The organism is Brevundimonas naejangsanensis, from assembly GCF_003627995.1.
In the GTDB taxonomy this organism is placed as follows: domain Bacteria; phylum Pseudomonadota; class Alphaproteobacteria; order Caulobacterales; family Caulobacteraceae; genus Brevundimonas; species Brevundimonas naejangsanensis_B.
The window spans coordinates 1,179,445-1,205,350 of sequence record NZ_CP032707.1 but is presented as its reverse complement, the minus strand read 5'-3'; the positions used below and the strand labels follow the sequence as shown (position 1 = coordinate 1,205,350).

The window sequence follows — 25,906 nt, the reverse complement described above, 5'->3', positions numbered from 1 at the left end:
GGGGATCGACGACATGCCCCTAGCGAAAGCGGGGTTATCATCGGGTTGGCTCGGATATGGGAAAGACCGCAGGGGCCGCAAGGCCTTCTGTCGGCTTAGCGCTAGATTCGACGGCATATTGCAGACAGGGGCGTCGTTGACCCCTTAAAATCGCCTGATGAGCCCTGTCCTGCCTCGCGAAGCGCCGACCGCCGTGCCTGGATTTCGCCTGTGGCCCCAGGCGCTGGACTCTGCCGCCCAGGTGGCGCTCCTCGCCGAGGTCCGGTCGGGGCTGGAGGCCGCGCCCCTCTATCGGCCGGTCACGCCGGGCGGGCGGCCCTTCTCGGTGCGGATGAGCAATTTCGGCCCGCTGGGCTGGGTCTCGGACCGTGGCGGCTATCGCTATCAGCCCGCCCATCCCGAGACGGGCGCGCCCTGGCCGCCGATCCCGCCGCGCCTGCTGGCGCTGTGGGACGCCCTGACCGGCTGGCCGAGCCCGCCCGACGCCTGCCTGGTCAACCTCTACCAGGGCGAGGCCCGGATGGGCCTGCACCAGGATCGCGACGAGCGCGACCTGACGGCGCCGGTGCTATCGGTGTCACTGGGCGACACGGCCGTCTTCCGCATCGGCCCGGCCGAGGGTGGGCCTACCCGCACCGTGCGCCTGGCCTCGGGCGACGCCTGCGCCCTGACCGGGCCTGCAAGGCTGGCGCGGCACGGGGTCGACCGGCTGCTGGCGGGCTCGTCGCGGCTGCTGCCCGGCGGCGGCCGGGTCAACCTGACCCTGCGGGTCGCGGGCTGACGACGGAAAGACTCGACGGAACGGCGACATCCGAGTCACTCTCGCCGCTTCACAGCGCCGAACCGGAGACCCGCGATGACCCTGATCACCCGGCCCGAGGGCCTGAGCGCCGACCAGATCGCCCCCAGCCGCCGGAGCCTGGGCGTGGCCGCCCTCGGGGGCGTCGCCTTCGCCGCCTACGCCCCCGCCGCCCTCAGCCAGGCGGCGCAGCCGATCACCACCGACAGCGCGGGCCTGGTCGCCGAGACCGCGAGCTGGCGGGCGCCCGACGGCTTCGACCTGCCCGCCTATGTCGCCCGGCCCCAGGGCGCCGGCCCCTTCCCCGTGGTCATCGTCGTGTCCGAGATCTTCGGCGTGCACGAATACATCCGCGACGTCTGCCGCCGCCTGGCCAAGGCAGGCTACGCCGCCGTGGCGCCGGCCTTCTTCGTCCGCGTCCAGGACCCCGCGCCGCTCAGCGACATGCAGGCCATCATGCGCATCGTCGCCGCCGCCGGATATGAGCAGGTCATGGGCGACGTTTCCGGCGCCCTCGACTGGATCGGCCGCCAGCCCTGGGCCGACGGGCGCAAGGCCGCGATCACCGGCTTCTGCTGGGGCGGCAAGGTGGTGTGGCAGGCTTGCGCCCGCTTCCCCGCGCTGGACGCCGGGGCCGCCTGGTACGGCCGCCTGGCCCCCCCGGCAGACGCCACCGAAGCCCAGAAGACGGCGGGCCGGCCCTGGCCCGTCGACCTGGCCGACGATCTGAAGTGTCCGGTGCTGGGCCTCTACGGCGGCCAGGACGCGGGCATCCCGCTGGACAGCGTCGAGGCCATGCGCGCCGCTCTGACCCGCGCCGCCCCGTCCAGCCACGGCGCCGCCGCCAGCGAGATCGTGGTCTATGGCGACGCCCCCCACGGCTTCCACGCCGACTACCGCGCCTCCTACCGCGAGGCCGACGCCAAGGACGGCTGGCGGCGGATGCTGGCGCTGTTCGGAGAGCGACTGAAGGCGTGAGTCCAGACCCGGCTCACACGCCCTCCCCCTCGATGGGGTAAGGGCGGGGGTGCAGGCGGGACGCATCCAATAGGACCGCGGAGACGCGGGCGCGTCTCCTGCGCACGTTCCGGCAAACCTTGCGCCCTAACCCCCATCCCCGCCCTTACCCCATCGAGGGGGAAGGGAGACGAATGCAAAACGGCCCGACGGGTCTGCGCCGGGCCGTTCGTCATTCATGCCGGAAGCCTCAGGCCTTGCCGTCGAAATTCTCGCCGGTCGCCTTCGGGTCGGCGTAGGCGCCGCCTGCGGCCGGGCCCGAGCCCTTGGCCGCCACCACCACCATGGCGGCGCGCACCGTACGGCCGAACAGGGCGTAGCCGGGCTGCAGCGTCTGGATCACCGTGCCGCCGGGCACCGTGTCCGAGGGCTGCTCCATCATGGCCTGGTGCAGGTGCGGGTCGAAGGCCTCGCCCGGGCCCGGCTCGACGCGCGTCAGGCCATTGGCCTCGAAGGCCGACAGCAGGGACTTCTGCGTCAGCTCCAGCCCCGTGATCATGGCGGCGGCGGGGCCCTCGGCGTCCTTGGGCGCCGACGCCAGGCCGCGCTCCAGCGTGTCGGCCACGCCCAGCAGGTCCTTGGCGAAGCGCTGGATGGCGTAGGCGCGGGCGTCGTTCTGCTGCGTCTCGGCGCGGCGCTTGGTGTTCTCGGCCTCGGCCACGGCGCGCAGGGCGCGGTCCTTCCACTGGTCGCGCTCGGCGATCAGGGCGTCGACCACGGCCATGTCGCCGTCGGCGCCTTCCGCGGCGGCGTCCGCCTCGGACTCCTTGATGTCCTGCTCGAGTTGGTCCCGGGTCTCGTCGTTGATGTCCGTCACGTTTCCTGTCCGTCCAGAATCCGCCCCAGCACCCGGGCGGTGTAGTCCACCAACGGGATGACACGGGCGTAGTTCAACCGCGCGGGCCCGATGACGCCGATGGCGCCCAGCACCCGCTGCCGGCCCGACATATAGGGCGCCGCGATCACGGCGGAACCCGAAAGCGAAAAGAGTCGCGTTTCCGCGCCGATAAAGATGCGCACCCCCTGGGCGGCGCCGACGTCGTCGAGCAGGCCGATCAGCTGTTCCTTCTGCTCCAGATCGTCGAACAGCACCCGGACCCGCTCCAGGTCCTCGGCCGCCTGGGCGTCCTGCAGCAGGTTGGCGCGGCCGCGCACGATCAGGTTGCGGTCGCGCTCGCCGCCGCTCCAGGCGGCCAGGCCTTCCTCGACCAGCCGGGCGGCGGCGGCGTCGAGCTCGCGCCGCGCGACCTCCATCTCGCCCTTCATCTCGTGGCGGGCCTCGGCCAGGGCCCGCCCCTTCAGCCGCGCGTTGAGGAAGTTCGACGCCTCCTGCAGGGTCGAGGCCGTCACCCCCGGCGCCAGCCCCATCAGCCGGTTCTCCACCGTGCCGTCGTCGGCCACCAGCACCGCCAGGGCCTGGCCCCCGCCCAGGGCGACGAACTCGACGTGGCGCACCCCCGCCTCGCGCACCGGGCTGGCGACGATACCCGCCCCGCCCGCCAGGCCCGACAGCAGGGAGGAGGCGGCGTCCAGGGCCTCCTCGACGTTGCGGCCCGGCCCCTGGCCGCCCAGGACGGCGAGGCGCGCGTCGATCTCGCGCCGCTCCTCCTCGCCGATGTCCCCGACCTCCAGCAGGCCGTCGACGAACAGGCGCAGGCCCGCATGGGTCGGCGCCCGCCCGGCCGAGGCGTGGGACGAGGCCAGCAGCCCCGCCAGGGTCAGGTCCTGCATGGTGTTGCGGATCGAGGCCGGCGACAGGGCCACCCCGCCGCGCGACAGGGTGCGCGAGCCGACCGGCTCGCCCGTCTCCAGATAGTTCTCGACCACCCGGCGGAAGATGTCGCGCGCCCGCGCGTCCAGCGTCGCCAGCCCCGGCGAGGGATGCAGCAGGGACATCATGCCGACGCCCTCCGCCCCGTCATGACGGGCCGAAAGCGCGGGGCAGGGTTCGAGGCGCGGGACAGGCTCATGGTTTCAGGATAAGCACCCGCCATCCCGCTTCCAAGGAATTCCCATGCGCCCGTCCGAACGCACCCCCGAACAACTCCGCACCGTCACGCTGGAGACCGGCGTCAACCGCTACGCCGAGGGCTCGTGCCTGGTCTCCTTCGGCCACACCAAGGTGCTGGTCACGGCCTCGGTCGAGGAGAAGGTGCCGGGCTGGATGCGCAACACCGGCCAGGGCTGGGTCACGGCCGAATACGGCATGCTGCCGCGCGCCACCCACACCCGCGGCCGCCGCGAAGCCGCCGCCGGCAAGCAGTCGGGCCGCACCCAGGAGATCCAGCGCCTGATCGGCCGCTCCCTGCGCGCCGTGGTCGACCTCAAGGCCCTGGGCGAGCGTCAGGTGCTGATCGACTGCGACGTGATCCAGGCCGACGGCGGCACCCGCACCGCCGCCATCACCGGCGCCTGGGTGGCCATGGCCTCGGCCTTCGACTACCTGCGCGAGGAGGGCGTGCTGGCGACCAATCCGATCGTCGACCAGGTGGCGGCCGTGTCGTGCGGCGTGTTCAACGACTTGCCGGTGCTGGACCTCGACTATGAGGAGGACTCCACCGCCGAGGCCGATTCCAACTTCGTCCTGACCGGCGCCGGCCAGATCGTCGAGATCCAGGCCACCGGCGAGAAGCGCGGCTTCTCGCGCCCCGAATTCGACCGCCTGTTCCAGCTGGCCGAGATCGGCTGCGGCGAACTGTTCGCCCTGCAGAAGGCCGCCCTGGAGGCCGTGAAGCGCTAGGCCGCGCCCGGCAACGAACCGGATCGGGGGAGCGGCGTTCCATGCAGCGCCCCCGACACGGAGTCCGCCCATGATCCGCTTCCGTCACGCCGCCTGCGCGGCCGCCCTCGTCCTGGCGGCCTGCCACCCGCGCGCCGAGGCGCCGCCCGCGCCCGAAGCGCCCGCCGCAAACACCGCCGCCGCCCAGACCCCCTTCAACGCATCCGCCGCCGTCTCGGCGCCGGCGATGATCCCCGCCTCGACAAGCGCGCCTCAGGTCCAGGCCCCCGCGCCCAAGACCCGCGTCCCCGAGGCCCGCCTGCCCGAGGGGCCGGACATGGCCCCCCGCCGCGTTCCGCTCGAGCCGGGCAGTTGTCGCGCCGAGATCGGCGAGGCCGCCTCCGCCCGCCTGGTGCGGCGCTGCATCCGCGTCAGCCCCGCCACCCATCCGCCCTGCCACGCCGACAACCCCTGCGCCATGATCCAGGAGGAGATCGACCGGGGCTGCGCCATGTGGACGGAAACCGACCAGCCCCTGCCGAAGGAATGCGCCGCCTGACCCTCGGCGCCGCGCCTCTCCCTCCCCTTCATGGGGAGGGTGGTCGACGCGAAGCGGAGACCGGGTGGGGAGGGCCAGGCGATCTAGCCTCGGCGTTTGATTTGCCTGGCCGCCTCCACCCGGCTTCGCCTGCGGCTCAGCCACCCTCCCCGTCCCGGGGAGGGAGAAATCGCGCTCAGGCACAAAAAAGGCCCCGCTGTCGCCAGCGGGGCCTCTTCATTTCAGCCGTAAGGCTTAGTCGCGACGGCGACGGCCGCGGTCGCCGCCGTTGCGGTCGCCGTCCCGCTTGGGACGGCCGCCGGTGTCTTCCGACAGCGGGGCCTCGCCGCGTTCAGCGCGCTCGGCGTTGATCTTGTCGGTGATGTCCTCGCCGGTTTCCTGATCGACGACCTTCATCGACAGCTTGGTCTTGCCGCGATCGTCGAAGCCCAGGAACTTGACCTTGACCTCCTGGCCTTCCGACAGGACGTCGGCCGGGTTGGCGACGCGCTCCAGAGCGATCTGGGACACGTGAACCAGACCGTCCTTGGCGCCGAAGAAGTTCACGAAGGCGCCGAAGTCGACGACCTTCACGACCTTGCCGGTGTAGATCGTGCCGACTTCCGGCTCCGAGGCGATCGATTGGATCCAGGCCTTGGCGGCCTCGATCTTCTCCTGCTCGTTGGCGGCGATCTTGATGGTGCCGTCGTCCTGGATGTCGACCTTGGCGCCGGTCTTCTCGACGATTTCGCGGATGACCTTGCCGCCCGAACCGATCACTTCGCGGATCTTGTCGACCGCGATCTTGATGGATTCGATCTTGGGCGCGAACTCGCCCAGCTCGGCGCGCGGCGCTTCCATGGCCTTGGCCATTTCGTCCAGGATGTGCAGGCGGCCGGCCGACGCCTGCGTCAGGGCCTGCTGCATGATCTCCTTGGTGATGCCGGCGACCTTGATGTCCATCTGAAGGCTGGTGATGCCTTCCGAGGTGCCCGCGACCTTGAAGTCCATGTCGCCCAGGTGGTCTTCGTCACCCAGGATGTCCGACAGGATGGCGAACTCGCCCGACGGCTCCAGGATCAGACCCATGGCGATGCCCGAGACCGGGCGGGCCAGCGGCACGCCGGCGTCCATCAGGGCCAGCGACGAACCGCAGACCGTGGCCATCGAGGACGAGCCGTTCGACTCGGTGATCTCCGACACCAGACGGATGGTGTAGGGGAAGTCTTCCTTCGACGGCAGCATCGGGCGGATGGCGCGCCAGGCCAGCTTGCCGTGGCCGATCTCGCGACGGCCCGGCGAGCCCATGCGGCCCGCTTCACCGACCGAATAGGGCGGGAAGTTGTAGTGCAGCAGGAAGGACTCTTTGTAGGTCCCGGTCAGGCTGTCGATGTACTGCTCGTCCTCGCCGGTGCCGAGCGTGGCGACGACCAGGGCCTGGGTTTCGCCGCGCGTGAACAGGGCCGAACCGTGGGTGCGCGGCAGGACGCCGACTTCCGAGACGATGGCGCGGACCTTGTCCAGAGCGCGGCCGTCGACGCGGTGGCTGTTCTCGATGATGTCGCGACGCAGGACGTCGGCTTCGCATTCCTTGAACGCGGCCGAGAACTTGGACGAGTCGACGCCGTCCGGCTTCTCGTCGGTCTTCACCAGGGCCTCGGCGGCCTTCTTCTTGGCGGCGTCGACGCCCGAGCGGCGCTCATACTTGCCCGGGTGGGCGTAGGCGGCCTTGATGTCCTCGCCGACCAGCGCCTTGATCGAGGCGACCACGTCCGAGTGGTCCTCGGCCTGGAAGTCGAACGGCTCCTTGGCGGCGTGCTCGGCCAGGTCGATGATGGCGTCGATGACCGGCTGCATGCCCGCGTGCGCGAACATCAGGGCCTCGAGCATCTTCTCTTCCGACAGCTCCTTGGCTTCGGATTCGACCATCATCAGGGCGTCTTGCGTGCCCGCGACGACCAGGTCCAGGGCGCTCTCGCCCATCTGGTCGATGGCCGGGTTCAGCACCAGTTCGCCGTCGATCATGCCGACGCGCGCGGCGCCGATCGGGCCCATGAAGGGCACGCCCGAGATGGTCAGGGCGGCCGAGGCGGCGACCATGCCCAGGATGTCGGGATCGTTCTCAAGGTCGTGCTGCAGCACGGTGACGATGACCTGGGTCTCGTTCTTGAAGCCCTTGACGAACAGGGGGCGGATCGGCCGGTCGATCAGACGGGAGACCAGGGTCTCCTTCTCGGTCGGACGGCCTTCACGCTTGAAGTAGCCGCCCGGGATCTTGCCGGCCGCGAAGGTCTTTTCCTGGTAGTTGACCGTCAGGGGGAAGAAATCCAGGCCCGGCTTGGGCTGGCGGCCGTAGACGACGGTGGCCAGGACCACGGTCTCGCCGTAGGTCGCCAGCACGGCGCCGTCGGCCTGACGGGCGATGCGGCCCGTCTCCAGGGTCAGCGGGCGTCCGGCCCACTCGATCGTCTTGCGTTTGATGTCGAACATTTTTCGTCTTTCGTCTCCCGCGGGCGTATTCCCGTCGGGGGTGTGCGGAGCGTCAGGCCGTTCAGTCCTTAACGGTCCCCGTTGACCTGACCGCGACGTCGCGGCCGGGCGGGTGGAGTGAGGACCGCTTCATGGCCCTCGCGTCGGTTGCGCCGATGGAAAGACCCGCGGCGCGCGGGAAAACTGACTTATGAGCGGAACGAGGCGCGGACGTGGCCGCCCGCGCCTCGTGGAATGTCATCCGATCCGCAACCGGGCGCGCCTTAGCGACGCAGACCCAGCTTGGCGATCAGCGCCTGATAGCGGGCGCCGTCGGTCTTGTTCAGGTGGTCCAGAAGGCGACGACGCTGCGAGACCAGCTTGAGCAGGCCGCGACGCGAGTGGTTGTCCTTCTTGTGGGTCTTGAAGTGCTCGGTCAGGTTGGCAATGCGTTCCGACAGGATCGCGACCTGCACTTCCGCCGAACCGGTGTCGCCCGTCGAGCGAGCGTTGTCGGCGATGACTTCAGCTTTACGTTGAGCCGTAATCGACATCGAGAGTCTCCATTATGGGAGGTTGAAAACACGATCGGGTTCAAGCCGACCGGCCCTGAGATTGCCGAGCGCGACCAGGGTCCCGCCCTCGAAGACCGAAACCAGCCGCGAACCGGCGGGAAGCCGGGCCTTGAGGGTTTCAATCTGTCGGGGGAGCAGAACGATCGGCCGTCCCTGCCTCAGAGAGAGGGCGTCCTGATCCGTGACGGCCAACTCCGGGATGTCGTCCAGAGCGGTCGCAACGGGCAGCAAGCCCTCCAAGGCGGCGCCCTTATGCGCCAGATCCTCGAGAAAATCCAGAGTGACGGCGTTCTCGGTCGAGAACGGCCCCACCCGCTCGCGCCGCAGGTCCGAGACATGGCCCTCGGCTCCCAGCATCCGGGCCAGGTCGCGCGCCAACGATCGGACATAGACGCCCTTGCCCGTCCGCATCGTGATCTCGACGTGATCGGCGTCGGGCGCGGCCGTCACCGCCGCCTCGTGGATGGTCACGCGGCGGGACTGAAGTTCGACCTCCACGCCGGCGCGGGCCAGGTCATAGGCGCGCTCGCCGTTGACGCGCACGGCCGAGAAGGCCGGCGGCGTCTGGTCGATCTCGCCGACGAAGGCCGGCAGGGCCGCCTTCACCGCCTCGACCGAGGGGCGCACGTCGGAGCGGGCGATGATCTCGCCTTCGCGGTCGACGCTGTCGGTGGAGATGCCCCAGTGGATGGTGAAGCGATAGACCTTCTGCGCCTCCATCATGAAGGGCACGGTCTTGGTCGCCTCGCCCAGGGCGATGGGCAGGATGCCCGAGGCCAGGGGGTCCAGCGTCCCCGCATGGCCCGCCTTCTGGGCGTTGAACAGGCGGCGGACCTTCGTCACCGCCTCGGTCGAGCCCATCTCATAGGGCTTGTCCAGGCAGACCCAGCCGTTGACGACGTCGCCCCGCTTCTTGCGCGCCATAACTCAGTCTTTCTCTAGGCCTACCGCGCCTTGCGCTACTTGAGGCCCGTCATCCTCATCGTCAGCGTGTTCGATATCGGCGCGCACCCGCGGGTCGTTGAACAGCCGGTCCATGTGGCTGGCGGCGTCGAAGCTCTCGTCGTGGCGGAACTTCAGGTCGGGCGTGAACTTCATGTCGATGCGCCGACCCAGTTGGCCGCGCAGGAATTTGGCGTGCTCGTTCAGCGCCTTGATGATGGCGCTCTCCTGTCCGGCGGTCTCGGCCGCCTCGACGCCGGCGCCCAGGGGCTCGACGAAGCAGGTGGCGTGGCGCAGGTCGGGGCTCATCCGCACCTCGGTCACGGTGACGGAGACGCCCACCAGGGCCTCGTCATGGATCTCGTTCTCGCGCAGGACGTCGACCAGGGCGTGGCGGATCAGCTCGCCGGCGCGGAGCTGGCGCTGCGACGGCCCCAGGGGACCGCTGGCGTTGCGGGTGTGTTGCTTGCGGGCCATGGGGCTCCTCCATCTCGCGCCGCCGGGGATCGGACGCCGGCTCTCGAACGCGAAGGGGCGGGGTCTAGTCGCCCGGCGCGCCCAAGTCCAGCGGCCCCCGCCCCGACGCCGCCTTCTGCCGCTCGCCGCGCCGCCTCCAGGACCACGCCCGACCACACGCTGGGGGCGATCGGCATGGGCAGGCCCGCCGCGTTCAGCGCCTGGGCGGTCCAGTGGTTGCACACATGGCCGATCCAGAAGGTCTCGCCGCTTCGGAAGAAGCCCGCCGCCGCGCCCGGTCGTCCGGCCGCCGGGACCGCCCGGCCCGCGGCGTCGAGCGCCAGGCTGGCCGCCACCCGGGCGCGCAGGGCCGCGAACCCAGCCTTCGACAGCCTCAGCGACACCCGTCGCGCCGACGGCGTCGCCGTCGGATCGAAGTCGATCGGAGCCAGCATCAGGATCGAAGGATTGCCGCCGGGCCGGAACAGGGCCCGCGCCCCGTCGCCGAGGCGGTCCCGGACCGGCCCCTCCGCGACATAGAAGACGGCGTCGCCCCAGCCGACGGCCACCCAGTCGCCGGGCGGCAGGCCGCGAACCGCCCCGGCCAGGGCGTCGGCGCCTCGGGCCAGGGCCGCGCGCGGGACGACCAGCTCGGTGTGATAACCGTTGTCTAGCAGGTGGACCACGACGGCGTCGTCGCCCGGGGCGGCGGGAAACAGGGCCGGATCGCCCGCCCACGTCGCCGTCCACAGCCCCCCGAGGAGGCCGATCAGGGCGGCGACCAGCAGGCGGATCGCCACGCCCGCCTCAGTTCGGGCCGTAGGCGGCGGGCGCGTCGCGGGCGGGGCCCGCGCCCGGCTGGGTCGACCATTCGCCGCGATAGACGTAGTTCAGCGCGACGCAGCGGCGGAACTGGCCGTCCGCCCAGCGGCCGACCGCCTGGAGGGTCAGGGGGCGCCCCGCCCTCACCCGCCCGACGACGATCCAGCTCTCGTCCGAGCCGGGGCACAGGGCGCGTCCCAGGGCCCGGCCGTCGCCCTCGGGCGCGATGGCGTAGATGCCGCCCTCGGCGGCGTCCTTCGGCAGGACCCGTCGAACCTGGTCGGGACCGCCGGAGACGAAGCGGGCCGAACCGCGTGAAGTCGATGAGAAGAGGTTCTTCACCGTCGTGGCGCCGAACCAGCCGCGCTCGACCTCCAGCGTCACCCCGCGCGTGAGGGCCTGGGTGGTGCGGTCGGCGGCGTCGAAGGCCAGGAAGCGCACCTCGGCCGCGGCCGGAAGCGCCGTCGCGCCCAGGGCCGAGGCCGCGAGCGAGAGGGTCAGGATGAAGCGGCGCATGGCGATCCCGTCGTTGAGCACGCCCCCCGGCGCGGGCCGAACCCTAGGGCCAGGCGGCCGTCGGGTGAACCCCCTTCGGCGCGAGGCGGGCCCGGAAAGGACCGAGGGCGCGGCCTCTTGCAAGACCGCGCCCCCATAATGGCTTCGTCGTGTCGATCGCGCCCCTTAGTCGAGGGTGCGCTTGACCTCTTCGACGGTGAAGCACTCGATGTAGTCGCCTTCCTTGATGTCCTGGAAGCCGGCGAACTGCATGCCGCACTCCTGGCCCGAAGGCACTTCGTTGACCTCGTCCTTGAAGCGCTTGAGCGTGTTGAGCACGCCCAGCTCCAGAACCACCACGTCGTCGCGGATGATACGGACGCGCGCGCCCTTGCGGACCACGCCCTCGGTGACGCGGCAGCCCGCGACCCGGCCGACCTTGGTGATGTCGAAGGTCTGCAGCACCTTGGCGTTGCCCAGGAAGGTTTCGCGCTGGAGCGGCGCCAGCATGCCCGAGAGCACGCCCTTAATGTCGTCCAGCAGGTCGTAGATGATCGAGTAATAGCGGATCTCGACGCCTTCGCGCTCGGCCAGGTCGCGCGCCTGCTTGGAGGCGCGGACGTTGAAGCCGAGGATCGGCGCCCCGGCCGACTTGGCCAGGTTGACGTCGCTCTCGGTGATGCCGCCGGCGCCGGAATAGACGGTGCGGGCGCGAACCTCGTCGTTGCCCATCTTGTCCAGCGAACCGACGATGGCTTCCGCCGTGCCCTGCACGTCGGCCTTGATGAGGACCGGCAGTTCCGAGACCTTCTTGGACTGCAGCTTGGACATCATGTCGACCAGCGACAGCGAGCCGCCCGAGACCTGGGTCTTCTCGCGCTTCACGCGCTGACGGTATTCCGTCAGTTCGCGGGCGCGGGCCTCGGATTCCACCACGGCGAAGACGTCGCCCGGCGACGGCGCCTCGTCCAGGCCGAGGATTTCGACCGGGACCGAGGGGCCGGCTTCCGGCAGTTGCTCGTTGCGCTCGTTCAGCAAGGCGCGCGCCTTGCCCCAGGCCGAACCGGCCACGACGATGTCGCCGCGACGCAGGGTGCCGCGCTTGACCAGCACCGTCGCCACGGGGCCGCGGCCCTTGTCCAGCTTGGCCTCGATGACCACGCCTTCGGCCGAACGGTCCGGATTGGCCCGCAGGTCCATGACTTCCGCCTGCAGCAGGATGGCGTCGGTCAAGCCGGTCAGGTTGATCTTCTCCTTGGCCGACAGCTCGATGATCTGGGTGTCGCCGCCCAGGGATTCCGAGATCACCTCGTACTGCAGCAGCTCGTTGACGACCTTCTGCGGATTGGCGTCGGGCTTGTCGACCTTGTTGACCGCCACGATGATCGGCGAACCGGCCGCCTTGGCGTGCTGGATGGCCTCGACCGTCTGCGGCATGACGCCGTCGTCGGCGGCCACCACCAGGACGACGATGTCGGTGACGTTGGCGCCGCGCGCCCGCATCGCCGAGAAGGCCGCGTGGCCCGGCGTGTCCAGGAAGGTGATGCGGTGGCCGTCGGCCAGACGCACCTGATAGGCGCCGATGTGCTGGGTGATGCCGCCGGCTTCGCCCGCCGCCACGTCCGTGGTGCGCAGGGCGTCCAGCAGGCTGGTCTTGCCGTGGTCGACGTGGCCCATGATGGCCACGACCGGGGCGCGCACCTCGGTGGCGCCGTCGTCGTCGGCCTCGGTGATGAAGCCTTCCTCGACGTCGGATTCCGACACCCGCTTGACGGCCATGCCGTATTCCTCGGCCACCAGTTCGGCGGTGTCGGAATCGATCACGTCGTTGATCTTCATCATCAGGCCCTGACGCATCAGGAACTTGATGACGTCGACCCCGCGAACGGCCATGCGGTTGGCCAGCTCGCCCACGGTGATGACGTCGGGGATGACGACTTCACGCGGACGGTTGGGCGTCTCGGTCGAGCCGCCGCGGCGCTTTTCCTTCTCGCGTTCGCGGGCCCGGCGCACCGAGGCCAGGGAGCGCATGCGCTCGACGGCGTCCTCGTCGCCCCCCGCCACCGAATGGATGGTCAGGCGGCCCTCGCGGCGCTTGGGCTCGCCGCGCGTGCGGCTGACGGCCTTGCCGGGCGCGTTGTCGCCGAAGCGCTTCTCGCGGTCGTCCTCGCGGCCCGGGCGGGTGAAGCCGACGCCGGCCCGGCTGGGACGGGCGACCTCGGGTTGGGCCGGGGGCTGGTTCGGAGCCGGGCGGCCGCCCGGACGGGCGGCGCCGGCGGCGCCGGTGCGGGCCGCGCCCGGAGCCGGACGCGGGTTCAGCGCCGAATAGCGGACGGTCTGGGCCGGACGGGCGGGACGCTCCTCGCGGCCGCCCTGTTCGGCTTCACGCGGCTTGGGCCCCTCGCCGCCGCTCAGGGCCTGCTCGCGAGCCGAGCGGCCGCCGAAGGCCGGGCGCTCCAGCGGGGCGCGGCCCGTCGGGATCTTGGGCGCGCGCTGGCCGAAGTTGACGGCCGGACGCTTGGGCGCGGCCGGCTTGGCCGGCTCGGGCTTGGGCTCCGCCTTGGCAGCCTCGACCTTGGGCGCTTCCGTCTTGGGGGCCTCGACCTTGGGCGCGACAGGCTTGGCCGGGGCCGGCGTCGGCGCCGGGGCGGCGGAGGTCAGCTTGGCGGCCTCGGCGCGAGCGGCCTCGGCCGCGGCCTGGGCGGCGGCGGCTTCGGCGCGAGCGGCCTCTGCGGCGCGTTCGGCGGCGACGGCCTGTTCGCGCTGGGCGGCCTCGGCGGCGGCCTTCTCGGCGGCCTGGCGGCGTTCGCGTTCAGCCGCCTGCTGGGTGGCCAGGGCGATGGCGCGGCGACGCGCTTCCTGCTCCTCGGGCGACAGGCCGCCTCCGGCCGGCTGGCGCGGCGCGGCCGAGCGCGGGGCTCCGCCTTCCGGACGCGGACGGGCGACGTCGAAGCCCTGCGGGCGCTGATGCCCGCCCTGGGCGCCGGCGCGGCGCTTGGTCTCGACGACGACGGTCTTGGATCGACCGTGGCTGAAGCTCTGCTTCACCGTGCCGGTCGAGACCGAACCCGTCGCGCGCGGCTTCAGGCTCAGCGGAGCGCGCGGCCCCGTCTGCGAAGGCGCGTTGGCAGGAGTCTTGCCGTCGTTGGAATTGTTGTTTTCGTCGCTCATCCGGTCGCTTTACTCAGGGCGGAGAATTCCGCCTTCGTCTCTCTCAATCACCCATAGCAGGATGCGGCCCCGCCTCCGTGTTCGGAAACAGGCCCGCACCCGCTGAAACCCTAAGGCTCTCCTTCCGGGGCGCGGCCCCGGTCGTCCTCTGCGCCGTCTTCGGGCCCCGCCCGGTTCCAGCTCTGGGGACAGAGAGGTCGAAATCCCGCCAGCCGCCGAACCTCCTGGGTCCAGCGATCGGCCCGCCCGCCTTGCAGCAGGACGGCGTGTATCGCATTTTCCAGCCCAAGGGCCAAACTCAAATCGTCCGCGCTGAAAGCCCCGCATATTTCCGGTCTCGGCGCGGCGTGCCGCGCCAGGGCCAGGAGCTTGCCGCGCCCGTCGGCCGAGCCGTCGGCGGCCTCGATCAGCCACGCGGCGCGTCCGCTGCGGATCGCCGCCGCGGATTTTTCAAAGCCAGAGATAAGCACGCCTTCGCGCCGGGCAAGACCCAGCTGGTCCAGGCAGCGCCGGACCAGCAGCCGCTCGACCAGGTCCGACAGGTCGGCGGCCGGCTTCAACGGCGCCTTGGCCGAGCGGGCGAAGAGGTTTTTCTTAACCGCCGCGTCGACGGCGTCGCGCGCGGCCTCGACCCACAGGCCGCGGCCCGGCAGCTTGCGCGCCAAGTCGGGAACCACCGCGCCGTCCGGCGCCGCCACGAAACGGATCAGGCGAGATTCATCGAGAACCTGGCGGCTTGCCAGGTCCTGACGGCCTCTATCGATCAGCGTCTCGGACGGCTTCATGGACGGCTGCGGCTCCCATCACGAGTCGCGCGACTGGTCGGGGTCTTCGTCAGCGAAGACCTCGGCAGGATCGCCGTCGAGCTCGGCCGCGTCGACGCCCTCGGCCTCGAACTCGGCTTCGCCTTCCTCCTCATACGCCTCTTCCTCGACGTATTCCGGCTGGGGCAGCTCCGAGGCGTCGATCCAGCCGGCGGCCACGCGCGCCTGCAGGATCAGCATTTCGGCGTCTTCCTGGCTCAGGTTGAAGCTTTCCAGCACGCCGGCGACCTTGACCCGCTCGCCGCCGCGCACTTCGTAGCCGCCGCGGATCTCGTCGGTGGCCAGGTCGGCCAGGTCCTCGACCGTCTTCACCCCGCCTTCGCCCAGGGCGACGGCCATGGCTGCGGTCACGCCCGGAACCTCGAGCACGCCGTCCTCGACGCCCAGGGCGACGCGCTTGGCGTCCAGCTCGGCGGCCTGGCGCTCCAGGTGCTCGCGGGCGCGGGTCTGCAGCTCCTCGGCGGTGTCCTCGTCGAAGCCTTCGATCTCGGAGATCTCATAGGGCTCGACGAAGGCCAGGTCCTCGACCGTGGCGAAGCCTTCGGTGACCAGCAGCTGGGCGATGGTCTCGTCCACGTCCAGGGCTTCCTGGAACAGCGCGGTGCGCTCGGCGAACTCGCGCTGGCGACGCTCCGAATCCTGGGTCTCGGTGATGATGTCGATCTGCCAGCCGGTCAGCTGGGAGGCCAGGCGCACGTTCTGGCCGCGACGGCCGATGGCCAGCGACAGCTGCTCGTCCGGCACCACCACCTCGACGCGGTCGGCCTCTTCGTCCAGCACCACCTTGGAGACCTCGGCCGGGGCCAGGGCGTTGACGATGAAGGTCGGCTCGTCGTCGTTCCACTGGATGATGTCGATCTTCTCGCCCTGCAGTTCGGCCACCACGGCCTGCACGCGCGAGCCGCGCATGCCGACGCAGGCGCCGACGGGATCGATCGAGCTGTCGTTCGACAGCACGGCCATCTTGGCGCGCGAGCCGGCGTCGCGGGCGGCGGCGCGGATCTCGATCACGCCGTCATAGACTTCCGGCACTTCCTGGGCGAACAGCTTGGCCATGAAGCCCGGATGGGCGCGCGACAGCATGACCTGCGGACCCTTGGCCTCCGGACGCACGTCGTAGATGTAGGTGCGGACGCGGTCGCCGATGTTGAACACCTCGCGCGGGATCGACTGATCGCGACGCATGATGCCTTCGCCACGGCCCAGGTCGACGATGGTGTTGCCGTATTCGACGCGCTTGACCGTGCCGTTGACGATCTCGCCGACGCGATCCTTGAACTCTTCGTACTGGTTGGCGCGCTCGGCCTCGCGGACCTTTCCGGTCACGACCTGGCGGGCCATCTGGGTCTGGACGCGACCGAACTCGAACGGCGGCAGGACCTCGACGTATTCCTTGCCGACCTCGGCTTCCGGGTCGCGCTTCAGGGCGTCGCGCAGACGCACCATGGCGCTGTCGTTGAACTCTTCCAGCTCGTCTTCCGGCTGCCAGTCGTCGCCGACGATGGTGACGTGGCGCGTCAGGCTCAGCTCGCCGGTCTTGTGGTCGATCTTGGCGCGGATGTCGTGGTGCGCGCCATAGCGCGACTTGGCGCCCTTCTGGATCGCTTCCTCGATCGCCTCGATGACGATCTCCCGGTCGATGTTCTTCTCGCGCGCGACGGCGTCGGCGATGGAGAGCAGTTCGAGGCGGTTGGCGGAAATTCCGGTCGCGGCCATCAGGCGTCGTCCTTGGTGGAGTCTTGGATGGAATCTTGGGTGGAATCGGCGTCCGGCGCGCCCTCGGGCAGGCCGTCATCTTCGGGTTCGCCGCGCGCCGCGCGCAGGGCCGCGCCGCGCTTCAGCAATTCGTCGGTCAGCACCAGCTTGGCGTCGGCCAGCCAGGCGAAGGGGATCAGGGCGGTCTCGTCCTCGCCTTCCAGGTCGATGGCGACGTCCTCGCCCTCGGTCCCGGCCAGGATTCCCTTGAAGCGCTTGCGCCCCTCGACCATGCGGTCGGTCTCGAGCCGGGCCTCATAGCCCTCGAACAGGTCGAAATCGATCAGGCGCGTCAGCGGCCGGTCGATGCCGGGCGACGAGACCTCCAGCAGGTATTCGCCCGAGATCGGATCGGCGGCGTCCAGCACCTCGGACACGGCGCGCGACAGGCGGGCGCACTCCTCGACCGAGATGTCGTGGTCGACCTGGCGCTCGGCCATGATCTGCAGGCGACGGCGCAGCGTCCCGCCCATCAGGCGCACGCGCACGACCGCCAGCCCCAGGCTTTCGGCCACGGGGTCGATCAGCTCCAGCAGAGCGCGGTCTTCGGCGGTCTTGGCCCGCAAGCGGCTACTCCAAAAACAAAAGCGACGGTCCGTCCGGGCCGCCGCTTGAAACGACGCCGTTGGACGCCGGTCTAACGATGTGAGGCCCATATAGGCGAAAGCGGGGCCCGTGTCAGCCCCCGCCGTCTCGATCCGCTCAGCGCCGCCCTTCAGCCCCGTTTTTCGAACTCGAGGAAGATCGGGTCGGTGTCGCCCAGCTTCTTTTCCTCATAGCGGGTGACGACGTGGTCTTCGGGCGCGGCGAACCAGTCGGCGCCCGTTTCGATTCGCGTCAGGCCCGGCGTGCGCGCCAGCCGCTCCAGCGCCCAGTCGGCGTAGTCCAGCCAGTCGGTGACAAAGCGCACCTTGCCGCCCGGCTTCAGCAGGCGGGCGATCTCCACCGCCGTCTCGTCCTGCAGGAAGCGGCGCTTGTTGTGGCGCGCCTTGTGCCAGGGATCGGGAAACAGGATCATCACCTGGTCCAGCGACGCATCGGGCAGGGCCGCCATCACCGCGCGGGCGTCGTCGGCGTGCAGGCGCACATTCTCAAGTCCGCCCTCCTCGACATGCCTCAGGGCCGAGGCGACGCCGTTCAGGAAGGGTTCGCAGCCGATCATCACCGCCTCGGGATGACGCGCCGCCTGGGCCGCCAGGTGCTCGCCGCCGCCGAAGCCGATCTCCAGCCAGGCCGCCTTGGCGCCCGGCATCAGGGCCAGGGGGTCGATCGGCCCCTTGGCCGGGTCCGGCACGGCGATGCGCGGCATCAGGGTGTCGAACAGGGCCGCCTGCTTCGCCTTGATCGGCCGCGACTTGATGCGCCCGAAGGAGCGCAGCGGGCCATGCGCCCTGGCCCACTCGGGACGGTCGGCGTCGGACGGTTTGGGGTCGGTCTCGTCGGTCATGGCGCGCGCTCTAGCGGCTTAAGGCCGCCTGCGCAAAGGGCGAGGTCAGCCCCAGGGGCCGCGCGGGGGCGCGGCGGGGCCGTCGTCGGTCGTCGGCACGCTTGTCCCGCGGATCGGCGCGGCGGGCTGCACAGGCGCGACGACGGCCGGCGCTGGACGGCCGCCTATGCCCATCTTCGCCCCCAGCTCCGTCAGGGCGCGCACGCGGTTGCCGGTGGCCGGGTGGGTCGAGAACAGATTGTCCGCCCCCTTCCCGTTCAACGGATTGATGATGAACATGTGGGCCGTGGCCGGATTGCGCTCGGCCGGAGCGTTCACGGCCCCGCGCGCATAGGCCTCGATCTTCTGCAGGGCCGAGGCCAGGGCCTGGGGATCGTTGGCGATCTCGGCGCCGACGCGGTCGGCCTCGTATTCGCGGGTGCGGCTGATGGCCATCTGCACCAGACCCGCCGCCATGGGGGCCAGCAGCATCAGGGCGATGGTCCCGATCATGCCGCCGGGCCGCTCGCGGTCGTCGCCGCCGCCGAAGAACATGGCGAAGTTGGCCAGCATGGCGATGGCGCCGGCCACCGTGGCCGTCACCGTCATGGTCAAGGTGTCGCGGTTCTTCACATGGGCCAGTTCGTGCGCCATCACCCCGCGGATCTCCTCGCGCGTCAGCATGTCCAGCAGGCCCGTCGTGGCCGCGACCGCCGCGTTCTGGGGATTGCGGCCCGTGGCGAAGGCGTTGGGCTGATCGTTGGGAATGATGGTGATGTTGGGCCGGGGGAGCCCTGCGTCCTGGGCCATCTGCTTCACGTCGGCGACATAGGCGCGCACCACGACGTTGGGATGGGTCTCGTCCACCAGCTGGGCGCGGTACATCTTCAGGACGATCTTGTCCGCGTTCCAGTAGGAAAACAGATTCATCGCCGCCGCCGCGGCCAGGGCGATCATCATGCCGGTCGCGCCGCCGATCAGATAGCCGATCCCCATGAACAGGGCGGTCATCACGGCCAGCAGGGCGAAGGTCTTCAGATGGTTCATGCGAGGCGTCGGGCGGTGTTTCGAGCGTCAGGGGTGGCGTGTTCGGCCTGAAGGTCTATTTGAGCCTCCGTATCCCCGCTCTCAAGGCAGGCGACCTGTGACCGAACAGCCCACCCCCCGACCGAACTCACCGAAGACGAGGCCCCCCGCCCCGCCTTCAACGCCGACGTGCCGCACGCCACGCCCGAGCGTCCGCTGAGCGAACCCGCCCGCCGCGCCCTGCTGGAGGCCGCCGCGCGCCGCGCCGCCGAAGACGCCGCCGCACTGCCCAACGAGGTCGGCGGCCGCAAGGGCCCCGAGCCCACCCGCTTCGGCGACTGGGAGAAGAAGGGCCTGGCCATAGATTTCTAGGCTAGGGCGCTGCCGTTCGCCGCGCGGCGGTTCCCTTGACGGGAGAATAGTGAACGCTCCGGCGGCCTCCGCATTAACCTTTGCGGCCAAAACAGGGAGCGCAGCCATGAAGGCCCTATTCTCCGTCGCCGTCGGCGCGGCGATCCTGATCGCCGGCGCGGCCGAGGCCCGTCAGACCGGCGCCCGGTTCAACGCCGCCGCCGGCCATCGCGGCCCCGTCATGGTGCAGAGCCGGGCCCAGACCTGGTACAGCGACACCGGTTGGCAGGGCGGCTACGGCCCCGCCGAGGCCTACGGCTATGGTTACGGCTACGGCGGCGCCGGCGTGCGGCCGCCCGTCGTCGTCTCCCCGCAGGAGCCGATCCGCCACGGCGGCCATCTCGGCGCCACCCGCTCCATGCCCTTCGGCTATCCGGTCGACGGCTACGGCCGCTATCCCTGGTCGCGCTGGGGCGGCTACGCCTACGACTGCGGGCGCTGCGGCCCGCCGCAGCCGGCGCACCACCGGCCCGAGCCGATCTATGTGCAACCGCCGCCGATCTATGTGCAGCCGGCGCCCGTCTACGTCGCCCCGCCCGAAGTCCACGTCGCCCCGCCGATAGTGAATTTCGAACAGGGCTACTACGCCGTCCCCGACGCGCCCCCGCCGCCTCCGCCCCCGCCACATCACCGGTCGCCGACCGAACGCCCCTACCTCCAGGAGCCCGGCGAGCGCGGCTGACGAGACATCATCATCCGCTCATCCCGGCGTCGGCCTGTTTCACGTGGATCACGCCGCGTCCGAGATCAGCCCTTCCTGGATTAGCGCGGTCTCTTCCGACATCTGCCCTAGATCAGCGCGATCTCTTCCGAGATCGCTTGGGCCGCCGCGCGCGGATCGGCCACGGCGGTGATCGGACGGCCGATCACCAGGTGGGTCGCGCCGGCCTCGAGGGCGCTGGCCGGCGTCGCCGCCCGCGCCTGATCGTCCAGGGCCGCGCCCGCGGGCCGCACGCCCGGCGTGACGATCAGGAAGTCGTCGCGGCCCGCCGCAAGCGCGATCTCGCGCACGCGCGCCGCCTCGTGCGGGCTGGAGACGACGCCGTGGATTCCGGCCTCCAGCGCCTGGCGCACCCGCAGCTCGACCAGGTCGGCCGCCGACAGGCTGTGGTCGTCCGCCTTCAGGTCGTCGTCGGTCAGGCTGGTCAGGACGGTCACGCCGAGAATCTTCAGGTCAGAGCCCGCCGCGGCGCGCGCCGCCGCCGCCATGACCTGGGGCCGGGCGTGGACGGTCAGCAGGTCGCAGCCCGCGCCAGCCAGCACCGCCGTCGCCTTCTCCACCGTCGCGCCGATGTCGTGCAGCTTCCAGTCCAGGAACACCTGGGCGCCCGCCGCCTTCAGCTCGCGCGCCAGGCCCATGCCGTCCGAGGCGAACAGTTGCAGCCCCACCTTGTAGAAACCGACCGCGTCGCCGATCCGCTCGACCAGGGCGCGGGCCTCGTCGGTCGTCGGCACGTCGAGGGCGCAGATGACGCGCGGGTCGAAGGGACGGTTGGGACGGTCGACGGGGCGGGCTTCGGACATTTCCGGCTCTCGGCGGCTTGCAGGCGCGCGCGGATGCCCCGATAGGGAGGGCAGGCGTCGCAGTCGCGCGGCGGGTTGTAAGGGCGAGGCGCAGCAATGAACGCGGTCGATCTGGGGGTCAACCTGTTCGTGGCGCTGTTCGCCTTGCTGGACCCCATCGGCAATGTGCCGATCTTCGCGGCGGCCACGGCGGGCGCTTCCCTGCGCCAGCGGATCAGCGTCTCGGCCATGATCTGCCTGTTCGCCGTGGTCTTCCTCGGCTTCTTCTTCTTCACCGGCCTGGGCTTGCTGCAGTTCTTCGGCATCTCCCTGGCCGCCTTCCGCATCGCAGGCGGCATTCTGCTGCTGTTGCTCGGTCTGGACATGGCGCGCGAGGACTTCCTCGCCATCTTCGCCGACGCCGACGCCGCGACCGACGCCAAGGACGTGCGCGGCTACGCCAAGCGCCGCTTCAAGCGGCTGATCGTGCCCTTCGCCATCCCCCTGATGATCGGGCCGGGCGCCATCTCGGCCGTGATCATCAACGCCGGGGAGGCGGCCAAGCTCGGCCTCACCGGGACCTTGGCCTCCCTGGTCGCCATGATCGCCGCCTGCGTCGTCACCTTCCTGTGCTTCTCGGCCACGGGGCCGATCAGCCGCATCCTCGGCGACGTCGGCATGGCCATCGTGGTGCGGGTGCTGGGCCTGATCCTGTGCGCCCTGGCGATCCAGTTCATCCTCATGGGCCTGGGCGAGGCCCTGCCGGGGATGTTCAGCGCCGGCGTCACCGCGCCCTACCCCGCCGGCGGCCAGTAGAACGCCACCTCAGGCGTCATCCCGGCCGCAGCGACGAGCCAGGACCGCCCAAGGCCCCCAGGTCAGCGTCTCTGGCGGCCCGGATAGCCGTTCGGGCCTTCCGAGATGACGACGGCTTAGAGCCGGTCCAGCCGCCTGGCGTGGCCGCCGACCATCTTCAGCGCCAGGGCGTCGGGCAGCAGCCCGCCCAGGGCGGCCAGGACGTTGTTGGCCAGGCCCGGCGTCACGCGCGGTCGGTTGGCCTCGACCGCCGCCCAGCCGATGCGGGCCACGCGCTCCGCATCCATCCACATCCACCTGGGATAGGCGGCCGAGACCTGCGCGCGCGAGCCGTTGACGTCGTGGAACTCGGTGTAGGTGTAGCCGGGGCACAGGGCGGTGACGTGGACGCCCGTCCCTTGCGTCTCCAGCCACAGGCCTTGCGAGGCCTTGATCAGGAAGCTCTTGATCGGGCCGTACAGGGTGTCGCCGCCGGTCGCCGGCATCTGTCCCGCCAGGGAGGCCACGTTGAGCACCCGCCCCCAGCCGCGCTCGACCATGCCGGGCAGCAGCAAGCGCGACAGTTCGACCGGCGCCGTCAGCATGACGCGGATCATAGCAGCGTGGTCGGCCGGTTCGGTCGTCAGGAAGCCCGTGGTGCGGCTGAAGCCCGCGTTGTTGACCAGGCCGTCGACGCTCAGGCCCCGCGCCGCGATGGCCTCGACCAGGCGCGCGGGCGCCTCCGGCTCGGCCAGGTCGGCGACGACGACGGCCGCGGCGACGCCGTGCGCGGCCGTCAGCTCCTCGGCTAGGGCGGTCAGCGGCCCTTCGCGCCGGGCGGTCAGGATCAGGTCACAGCCGCGCGCCGCGCAGACGCGGGCCAGCGCCGCGCCGATGCCGGCCGAGGCCCCGGTGACCAGGATGGTGCGGCGTCCCTCCCCCAAGGTCGCCTCGTCAGGCCGCGTCGGCTTTGGGACAGGCCGGATGCGGGGCGAAGGCGCGCAGCACCTCGGGGTCTTCTTCCAACAGGTCGGCGATGGTGATCTTGGACAGGGCTGCGCCCGCCGCCTGATCGGCCGCCGTCAGGGCCTTGGCCACCTGGCGCGGGATGTGCTGGCCGACCGGGCAGCCCTTGGCCCCCGCCGGCGGCGAGCCCAGATGGGCGCAGCCGTTCACCGCCCGCAACACTTCGTCCAGACAGATGGTCTCGGGCCGCCGCAGCAGCCAGGATCCGCCCGAGGCGCCCGGACGGGTGGCGATCAGCCCCGCCTTAGCCAGCAGGGCCGTCACCCGGCGGATCACCACCGGATTGGTCGGCACCGAGGCGGCCAGGACGGCGCTCGGCTCGGCTTCGGTCGCCGCATAGGCGCCCTTGTGGGCCAGATAGGCCAAGGCGTGGGCGGCGACGGGAAAACGTTGGCTGTCAGACATCAGATCATGCTCCAGCCCAGAAGGTAGGGCTTCCACGCCCGTTTCACAAATCAATCCGCAACAAAAACTGTTCTATTTATGGTTCCGCTTCAGGCGCCGGCCTTGCGGGCGAACGCCCAGGCGGCGTCCGACAAGGGGCCGACCTGGGCCGCCATGGCCCGGGCGTGGGCGCTGGCGGCGGTCCCGTCGCGCACCCGCCCGGCGATGCCCTGGCAGATGGCCGCCAGGCGGAACAGGTTGTAGGCGAACAGCCAGTCCAGGTTCATCGGCGCCGCCGTCCCGGTCTTTTCGGCATAGCGCGCGACCGTCTCCTCGACCGAAGGAATGCCCAGGGCCTCGAGGTCCGCCCCCGCCAGGCCGTTGCGCAAGGACGCCGGAATGACCCAGGCGATCAGCAGATAGGACAGGTCGGCCATGGGGTCGCCCAGGGTCGACAGCTCCCAGTCCAGCACCGCCCGCACCCTGGCCTCGACCGGATCGAGGATCAGATTGTCCAGGCGGAAGTCGCCATGGACGATCCGCGTCGGCCCCTCGGGCGGCAGGCTGTCGGGCAGGAAGGCGATCAGCCGGTCCATGGCCGCGATCGGTTCGATCTCGCTGGCCCGATACTGCTTGGTCCAGCGCCCGACCTGGCGCGCGAAATAGTTGCCTGCCTTGCCGTAGTCGCCCAGGCCGACGGCGTCCGGGTCCAGCCGGTGCAGAGCCGCCAGCGTATCCACCTGGGCCTCATAGATCGCGCGGCGCTCGGGTGGCGTCAGGCCGGGCAGCTTCAGGTCCCAGAAGATGCGGCCCTCGACCTTCTCCATGACGTAGAAGACGGAGCCGACGACGCTTTCATCCGCGCACAGAGCATAGGGCCGCGCCACCGGAAACCCTTGCGCGTGCAGAGCCGAGATCACGGCGAACTCGCGGTCCACGGCGTGGGCGCTGGCCAGGAGGACGCCCGGCGGCTTGCGGCGCAGCACATAGCTCCGGCCCGGCGTGGTCAGCTCATAGGTCGGATTGGACTGGCCGCCCTTGAACTGGCGGATCGTCAGCGGCCCGGCGTAGCCCTCGACGTTGGCCGTCAGCCAGGCGCCCAGCGCCGCCGCGTCCAGCCGATGGCGCTCGTCCACCTCGCGGGTGCCGGAGAAGGCCGCCTGGGCGTCCATGATCTCGCTCATTCCCCTTCCTCCGGCCGGGCGGCGACGATGGCCGCCCGCACCGCCCCGCGCCAGCCCTTGAGCAGGCGCGCCCGCTCCGCCTCGTCCATGCGCGGGCGCCAGACCGCGGGTGCCTCGGCCGGGGCGGTCCACAGGGCCTCGGTCAGGCCCACGCCGAAGGCCGCCAGCCGCGCCGCCCCCAGGGCGGTCATCTCCTGGAAGGCGGGGCGCTCGACCTCGACCTCGCAGATGTCAGCGACGAACTGCATGGCGAAGGCGTTGGCGGTGACGCCGCCGTCGACCTTGAGCCGCGTCAGCGGCGGCGCCCCGTCGGCCTTCAGGGCGTCCAGCAGGTCGCGCGTCTGATAGGCCAGGCTCTCCAGCGCCGCCCGCACGAAGTGGACCGGGCCGCTGTCGCGGGTCAGGCCGACGACCGTCCCGCGCGCCTCCGGCTCCCACCACGGCGCGCCCAGGCCGGTGAAGCCGGGCACCAGATAGACCCCGCCGTTGTCCGTCAGCGTCTGGGCCATGGCCTCGGACTGGCGCGAATCCGAGATCACCTTCAGCCCGTCGCGCAGCCACTGGATCGCCGACCCGGCCGAGAAGATCGACCCCTCCAGCGCATAGGCCGCCCCGCCGTCGGCGGCGTAGCCCAGCGTCCCCAGCAGCCGCGAGGTCGAGGCCACCGGCGCGGCCCCGACATTGGCCACCAGGAAGGCCCCGGTGCCGTAGGTGATCTTGGCGTCGCCCGGCTGCAGCGCCCCATGGCCGACCAGGGCCGCCTGCTGGTCCCCCGCCGCGCCGTGGATCGGCAGGGCGCGGCCGAACAGGGCCGGGTCCGTCTCGCCCAGCAGGGCGTCGCAGTCCCGGATCTCGGGCAGGGCCTCGATCGGCACGCCGAACAAGGCGCACAGGTCCAGCCGCCAGGCGCGGGTCGTCAGGTCCATCAGGCTGGTGCGGCTGGCGTTGGTGGCGTCGGTGACATGGCTTTTCCCGCCCGTCAGCTTCCAGATCAGCCAGGCGTCGATGGTGCCCAGCAGGACCTCCCCCCTTTCCGCCCGCTCGCGCGCGCCGGGCACGGCGTCCAGCAGCCAGGCGTATTTCGAGGCCGAGAAATAGGGGTCGAGGATCAGGCCCGTCGCCGCCTGAACCATCGGCTCATGCCCCGCCGCCGCCAGCCGTCCGGTCGCCTCGGCGGTGCGCCGGTCCTGCCAGACGATGGCCCGATGCAAGGGTTCGCCGGTCGCGGCGTCCCACAGCACCGAGGTCTCGCGCTGGTTGGTGATGCCCACGGCGGCGAAGCGGCCGACCCCGCCCGCCTTCCTCACCACCTCGCGACAGGTCTGCAGGGTCGCGCGCCAGATCTCGGCGGCGTCATGCTCGACCCAGCCGGAGTGCGGAAAGTGCTGCGCCAGCTCGATCTGACTGACAGCGACGGCGCTGAACGCCCCGCCATTCTTGTCGCCTACCGGGCTTCGCCCTGCTTGAGGCTGCGACACCTCAAAGGCGATGGCCCGCGTCGAGGTCGTGCCCTGGTCGATGGCGAGGATCATGTTCGCGTGCATGATGCGAGTTATGCAGAGGACGCCG

At 70.9% G+C, this 25,906-nt stretch carries 26 protein-coding genes; 7 read left to right on the top strand and 19 right to left on the bottom strand.

The window, feature by feature from the left end; genetic code table 11:
• Window positions 1-157: 157 nt before the first annotated feature.
• Together D8I30_RS05675 and D8I30_RS05670 are read left to right on the top strand one after the other, a co-directional pair.
• The gene (locus D8I30_RS05675) at window positions 158-781 is read left to right on the top strand and encodes an alpha-ketoglutarate-dependent dioxygenase AlkB (protein ID WP_121481878.1); all 624 of its coding nucleotides are present in this window, start codon (window positions 158-160) and stop codon (window positions 779-781) included.
• Window positions 782-856: 75 nt separating this feature from the next.
• Window positions 857-1,777: a dienelactone hydrolase family protein gene (locus tag D8I30_RS05670; protein WP_121481877.1), complete on the top strand. Its 921-nt coding sequence runs from the start codon at window positions 857-859 to the stop codon at window positions 1,775-1,777.
• A 229-nt stretch (window positions 1,778-2,006) separates the two neighbouring features.
• On the opposite strand, the gene grpE is transcribed toward D8I30_RS05670, so the two are convergent.
• Both grpE and hrcA read right to left on the bottom strand, forming a co-directional pair.
• Window positions 2,007-2,633 carry a nucleotide exchange factor GrpE gene (gene grpE, locus D8I30_RS05665; RefSeq protein ID WP_121481876.1) on the bottom strand — a complete coding sequence of 209 codons (627 nt, stop codon included), beginning with the start codon at window positions 2,631-2,633 and terminating at the stop codon, window positions 2,007-2,009.
• The gene (gene hrcA / locus D8I30_RS05660; protein WP_121483410.1) at window positions 2,630-3,712 is read right to left on the bottom strand and encodes a heat-inducible transcriptional repressor HrcA; all 1,083 of its coding nucleotides are present in this window, start codon (window positions 3,710-3,712) and stop codon (window positions 2,630-2,632) included. Before hrcA ends, grpE begins: the two co-directional genes overlap by 4 nt.
• A gap of 118 nt (window positions 3,713-3,830) precedes the next feature.
• Between hrcA and rph the strand changes: the two genes are divergently transcribed.
• Both rph and D8I30_RS14570 read left to right on the top strand, forming a co-directional pair.
• Window positions 3,831-4,556, top strand: a complete 726-nt coding sequence (gene rph / locus D8I30_RS05655) for a ribonuclease PH (protein WP_121481875.1) — start codon at window positions 3,831-3,833, stop codon at window positions 4,554-4,556.
• A 70-nt stretch (window positions 4,557-4,626) separates the two neighbouring features.
• Entirely contained in the window at window positions 4,627-5,094 is a 468-nt protein-coding gene (locus D8I30_RS14570) for a hypothetical protein (RefSeq protein ID WP_205570751.1), read from the top strand.
• Window positions 5,095-5,328: 234 nt separating this feature from the next.
• Here D8I30_RS14570 and pnp read toward each other — a convergent pair whose 3' ends face one another.
• The 12 genes from pnp to htpX form a co-directional block, all read right to left on the bottom strand.
• Window positions 5,329-7,563 (bottom strand): polyribonucleotide nucleotidyltransferase, encoded by a 2,235-nt coding sequence (gene pnp / locus D8I30_RS05645; RefSeq protein ID WP_121481874.1) that lies wholly within the window; start codon window positions 7,561-7,563, stop codon window positions 5,329-5,331.
• A 263-nt stretch (window positions 7,564-7,826) separates the two neighbouring features.
• A complete protein-coding gene (gene rpsO, locus D8I30_RS05640; RefSeq protein WP_121481873.1) occupies window positions 7,827-8,096 on the bottom strand; it encodes a 30S ribosomal protein S15 in 270 nt (89 codons plus the stop codon).
• A gap of 12 nt (window positions 8,097-8,108) precedes the next feature.
• Window positions 8,109-9,041, bottom strand: a complete 933-nt coding sequence (gene truB / locus D8I30_RS05635) for a tRNA pseudouridine(55) synthase TruB (protein WP_121481872.1) — start codon at window positions 9,039-9,041, stop codon at window positions 8,109-8,111.
• Between the two features lie 3 nt (window positions 9,042-9,044).
• A complete protein-coding gene (gene rbfA / locus D8I30_RS05630) occupies window positions 9,045-9,536 on the bottom strand; it encodes a 30S ribosome-binding factor RbfA (RefSeq protein ID WP_121481871.1) in 492 nt (163 codons plus the stop codon).
• Window positions 9,458-10,315, bottom strand: coding sequence for a DUF2459 domain-containing protein (locus D8I30_RS05625; RefSeq protein ID WP_162938814.1), 858 nt, complete (start codon window positions 10,313-10,315; stop codon window positions 9,458-9,460). The genes rbfA and D8I30_RS05625 overlap by 79 nt, the downstream gene beginning before the upstream one ends.
• A 7-nt stretch (window positions 10,316-10,322) precedes the next feature.
• On the bottom strand, window positions 10,323-10,853 hold the full coding sequence (locus D8I30_RS05620) for a hypothetical protein (protein WP_121483409.1): 531 nt from the start codon (window positions 10,851-10,853) through the stop codon (window positions 10,323-10,325).
• A 165-nt stretch (window positions 10,854-11,018) separates the two neighbouring features.
• On the bottom strand, window positions 11,019-14,003 hold the full coding sequence (gene infB / locus D8I30_RS05615; protein ID WP_121481869.1) for a translation initiation factor IF-2: 2,985 nt from the start codon (window positions 14,001-14,003) through the stop codon (window positions 11,019-11,021).
• 110 nt (window positions 14,004-14,113) lie between these two features.
• On the bottom strand, window positions 14,114-14,788 hold the full coding sequence (locus D8I30_RS05610; RefSeq protein ID WP_121481868.1) for an RNA-binding protein: 675 nt from the start codon (window positions 14,786-14,788) through the stop codon (window positions 14,114-14,116).
• A gap of 18 nt (window positions 14,789-14,806) precedes the next feature.
• Window positions 14,807-16,543 (bottom strand): transcription termination factor NusA, encoded by a 1,737-nt coding sequence (gene nusA / locus D8I30_RS05605; RefSeq protein ID WP_121481867.1) that lies wholly within the window; start codon window positions 16,541-16,543, stop codon window positions 14,807-14,809.
• Window positions 16,543-17,148, bottom strand: a complete 606-nt coding sequence (gene rimP / locus D8I30_RS05600) for a ribosome maturation factor RimP (RefSeq protein ID WP_121481866.1) — start codon at window positions 17,146-17,148, stop codon at window positions 16,543-16,545. The genes nusA and rimP overlap by 1 nt, the downstream gene beginning before the upstream one ends.
• A 149-nt stretch (window positions 17,149-17,297) precedes the next feature.
• Window positions 17,298-18,029, bottom strand: a complete 732-nt coding sequence (gene trmB, locus D8I30_RS05595) for a tRNA (guanosine(46)-N7)-methyltransferase TrmB (RefSeq protein ID WP_121481865.1) — start codon at window positions 18,027-18,029, stop codon at window positions 17,298-17,300.
• 45 nt (window positions 18,030-18,074) lie between these two features.
• Window positions 18,075-19,055, bottom strand: a complete 981-nt coding sequence (gene htpX, locus D8I30_RS05590) for a zinc metalloprotease HtpX (protein WP_121481864.1) — start codon at window positions 19,053-19,055, stop codon at window positions 18,075-18,077.
• 168 nt (window positions 19,056-19,223) lie between these two features.
• Here htpX and D8I30_RS05585 point away from each other — a divergent pair, with 168 nt between their 5' ends.
• Window positions 19,224-19,406 (top strand): DUF1674 domain-containing protein, encoded by a 183-nt coding sequence (locus tag D8I30_RS05585; RefSeq protein WP_121481863.1) that lies wholly within the window; start codon window positions 19,224-19,226, stop codon window positions 19,404-19,406.
• 106 nt (window positions 19,407-19,512) lie between these two features.
• Window positions 19,513-20,127, top strand: a complete 615-nt coding sequence (locus D8I30_RS05580) for a hypothetical protein (protein ID WP_121481862.1) — start codon at window positions 19,513-19,515, stop codon at window positions 20,125-20,127.
• A gap of 107 nt (window positions 20,128-20,234) precedes the next feature.
• Here the strand turns inward: D8I30_RS05580 and pyrF are convergent, their stop codons facing one another.
• On the bottom strand, window positions 20,235-20,969 hold the full coding sequence (gene pyrF, locus D8I30_RS05575; RefSeq protein WP_121481861.1) for an orotidine-5'-phosphate decarboxylase: 735 nt from the start codon (window positions 20,967-20,969) through the stop codon (window positions 20,235-20,237).
• Window positions 20,970-21,065: 96 nt separating this feature from the next.
• On the opposite strand from pyrF, the gene D8I30_RS05570 reads away from it, so the two are divergent.
• Entirely contained in the window at window positions 21,066-21,764 is a 699-nt protein-coding gene (locus D8I30_RS05570; protein ID WP_121481860.1) for a MarC family protein, read from the top strand.
• A 116-nt stretch (window positions 21,765-21,880) separates the two neighbouring features.
• Here D8I30_RS05570 and D8I30_RS05565 read toward each other — a convergent pair whose 3' ends face one another.
• From D8I30_RS05565 to glpK, 4 genes are all read right to left on the bottom strand, one after another.
• Window positions 21,881-22,687, bottom strand: coding sequence for an SDR family NAD(P)-dependent oxidoreductase (locus D8I30_RS05565; protein WP_121481859.1), 807 nt, complete (start codon window positions 22,685-22,687; stop codon window positions 21,881-21,883).
• A gap of 10 nt (window positions 22,688-22,697) precedes the next feature.
• Window positions 22,698-23,174: an Rrf2 family transcriptional regulator gene (locus D8I30_RS05560; protein WP_121481858.1), complete on the bottom strand. Its 477-nt coding sequence runs from the start codon at window positions 23,172-23,174 to the stop codon at window positions 22,698-22,700.
• An 89-nt stretch (window positions 23,175-23,263) separates the two neighbouring features.
• Window positions 23,264-24,337, bottom strand: a complete 1,074-nt coding sequence (locus tag D8I30_RS05555; RefSeq protein WP_121481857.1) for a phosphotransferase family protein — start codon at window positions 24,335-24,337, stop codon at window positions 23,264-23,266.
• The gene (glpK, locus tag D8I30_RS05550) at window positions 24,334-25,881 is read right to left on the bottom strand and encodes a glycerol kinase GlpK (protein WP_240387345.1); all 1,548 of its coding nucleotides are present in this window, start codon (window positions 25,879-25,881) and stop codon (window positions 24,334-24,336) included. Before glpK ends, D8I30_RS05555 begins: the two co-directional genes overlap by 4 nt.
• Window positions 25,882-25,906 lie beyond the last annotated feature (25 nt).

Coding starts and splice junctions, on each gene's coding strand:
- D8I30_RS05675 (WP_121481878.1), top strand. CDS start 158: ATGAGCCCTGTCCTGCCTCGCGAAGCGCCGACCGCCGTGCCTGGATTT.
- D8I30_RS05670 (WP_121481877.1), top strand. CDS start 857: ATGACCCTGATCACCCGGCCCGAGGGCCTGAGCGCCGACCAGATCGCC.
- hrcA (WP_121483410.1), bottom strand. CDS start 3,712: ATGTCCCTGCTGCATCCCTCGCCGGGGCTGGCGACGCTGGACGCGCGG.
- rph (WP_121481875.1), top strand. CDS start 3,831: ATGCGCCCGTCCGAACGCACCCCCGAACAACTCCGCACCGTCACGCTG.
- D8I30_RS14570 (WP_205570751.1), top strand. CDS start 4,627: ATGATCCGCTTCCGTCACGCCGCCTGCGCGGCCGCCCTCGTCCTGGCG.
- pnp (WP_121481874.1), bottom strand. CDS start 7,563: ATGTTCGACATCAAACGCAAGACGATCGAGTGGGCCGGACGCCCGCTG.
- rpsO (WP_121481873.1), bottom strand. CDS start 8,096: ATGTCGATTACGGCTCAACGTAAAGCTGAAGTCATCGCCGACAACGCT.
- truB (WP_121481872.1), bottom strand. CDS start 9,041: ATGGCGCGCAAGAAGCGGGGCGACGTCGTCAACGGCTGGGTCTGCCTG.
- rbfA (WP_121481871.1), bottom strand. CDS start 9,536: ATGGCCCGCAAGCAACACACCCGCAACGCCAGCGGTCCCCTGGGGCCG.
- D8I30_RS05620 (WP_121483409.1), bottom strand. CDS start 10,853: ATGCGCCGCTTCATCCTGACCCTCTCGCTCGCGGCCTCGGCCCTGGGC.
- infB (WP_121481869.1), bottom strand. CDS start 14,003: ATGAGCGACGAAAACAACAATTCCAACGACGGCAAGACTCCTGCCAAC.
- D8I30_RS05610 (WP_121481868.1), bottom strand. CDS start 14,788: ATGAAGCCGTCCGAGACGCTGATCGATAGAGGCCGTCAGGACCTGGCA.
- nusA (WP_121481867.1), bottom strand. CDS start 16,543: ATGGCCGCGACCGGAATTTCCGCCAACCGCCTCGAACTGCTCTCCATC.
- trmB (WP_121481865.1), bottom strand. CDS start 18,029: ATGACCGACGAGACCGACCCCAAACCGTCCGACGCCGACCGTCCCGAG.
- htpX (WP_121481864.1), bottom strand. CDS start 19,055: ATGAACCATCTGAAGACCTTCGCCCTGCTGGCCGTGATGACCGCCCTG.
- D8I30_RS05580 (WP_121481862.1), top strand. CDS start 19,513: ATGAAGGCCCTATTCTCCGTCGCCGTCGGCGCGGCGATCCTGATCGCC.
- pyrF (WP_121481861.1), bottom strand. CDS start 20,969: ATGTCCGAAGCCCGCCCCGTCGACCGTCCCAACCGTCCCTTCGACCCG.
- D8I30_RS05570 (WP_121481860.1), top strand. CDS start 21,066: ATGAACGCGGTCGATCTGGGGGTCAACCTGTTCGTGGCGCTGTTCGCC.
- D8I30_RS05560 (WP_121481858.1), bottom strand. CDS start 23,174: ATGTCTGACAGCCAACGTTTTCCCGTCGCCGCCCACGCCTTGGCCTAT.
- D8I30_RS05555 (WP_121481857.1), bottom strand. CDS start 24,337: ATGAGCGAGATCATGGACGCCCAGGCGGCCTTCTCCGGCACCCGCGAG.
- glpK (WP_240387345.1), bottom strand. CDS start 25,881: ATGCACGCGAACATGATCCTCGCCATCGACCAGGGCACGACCTCGACG.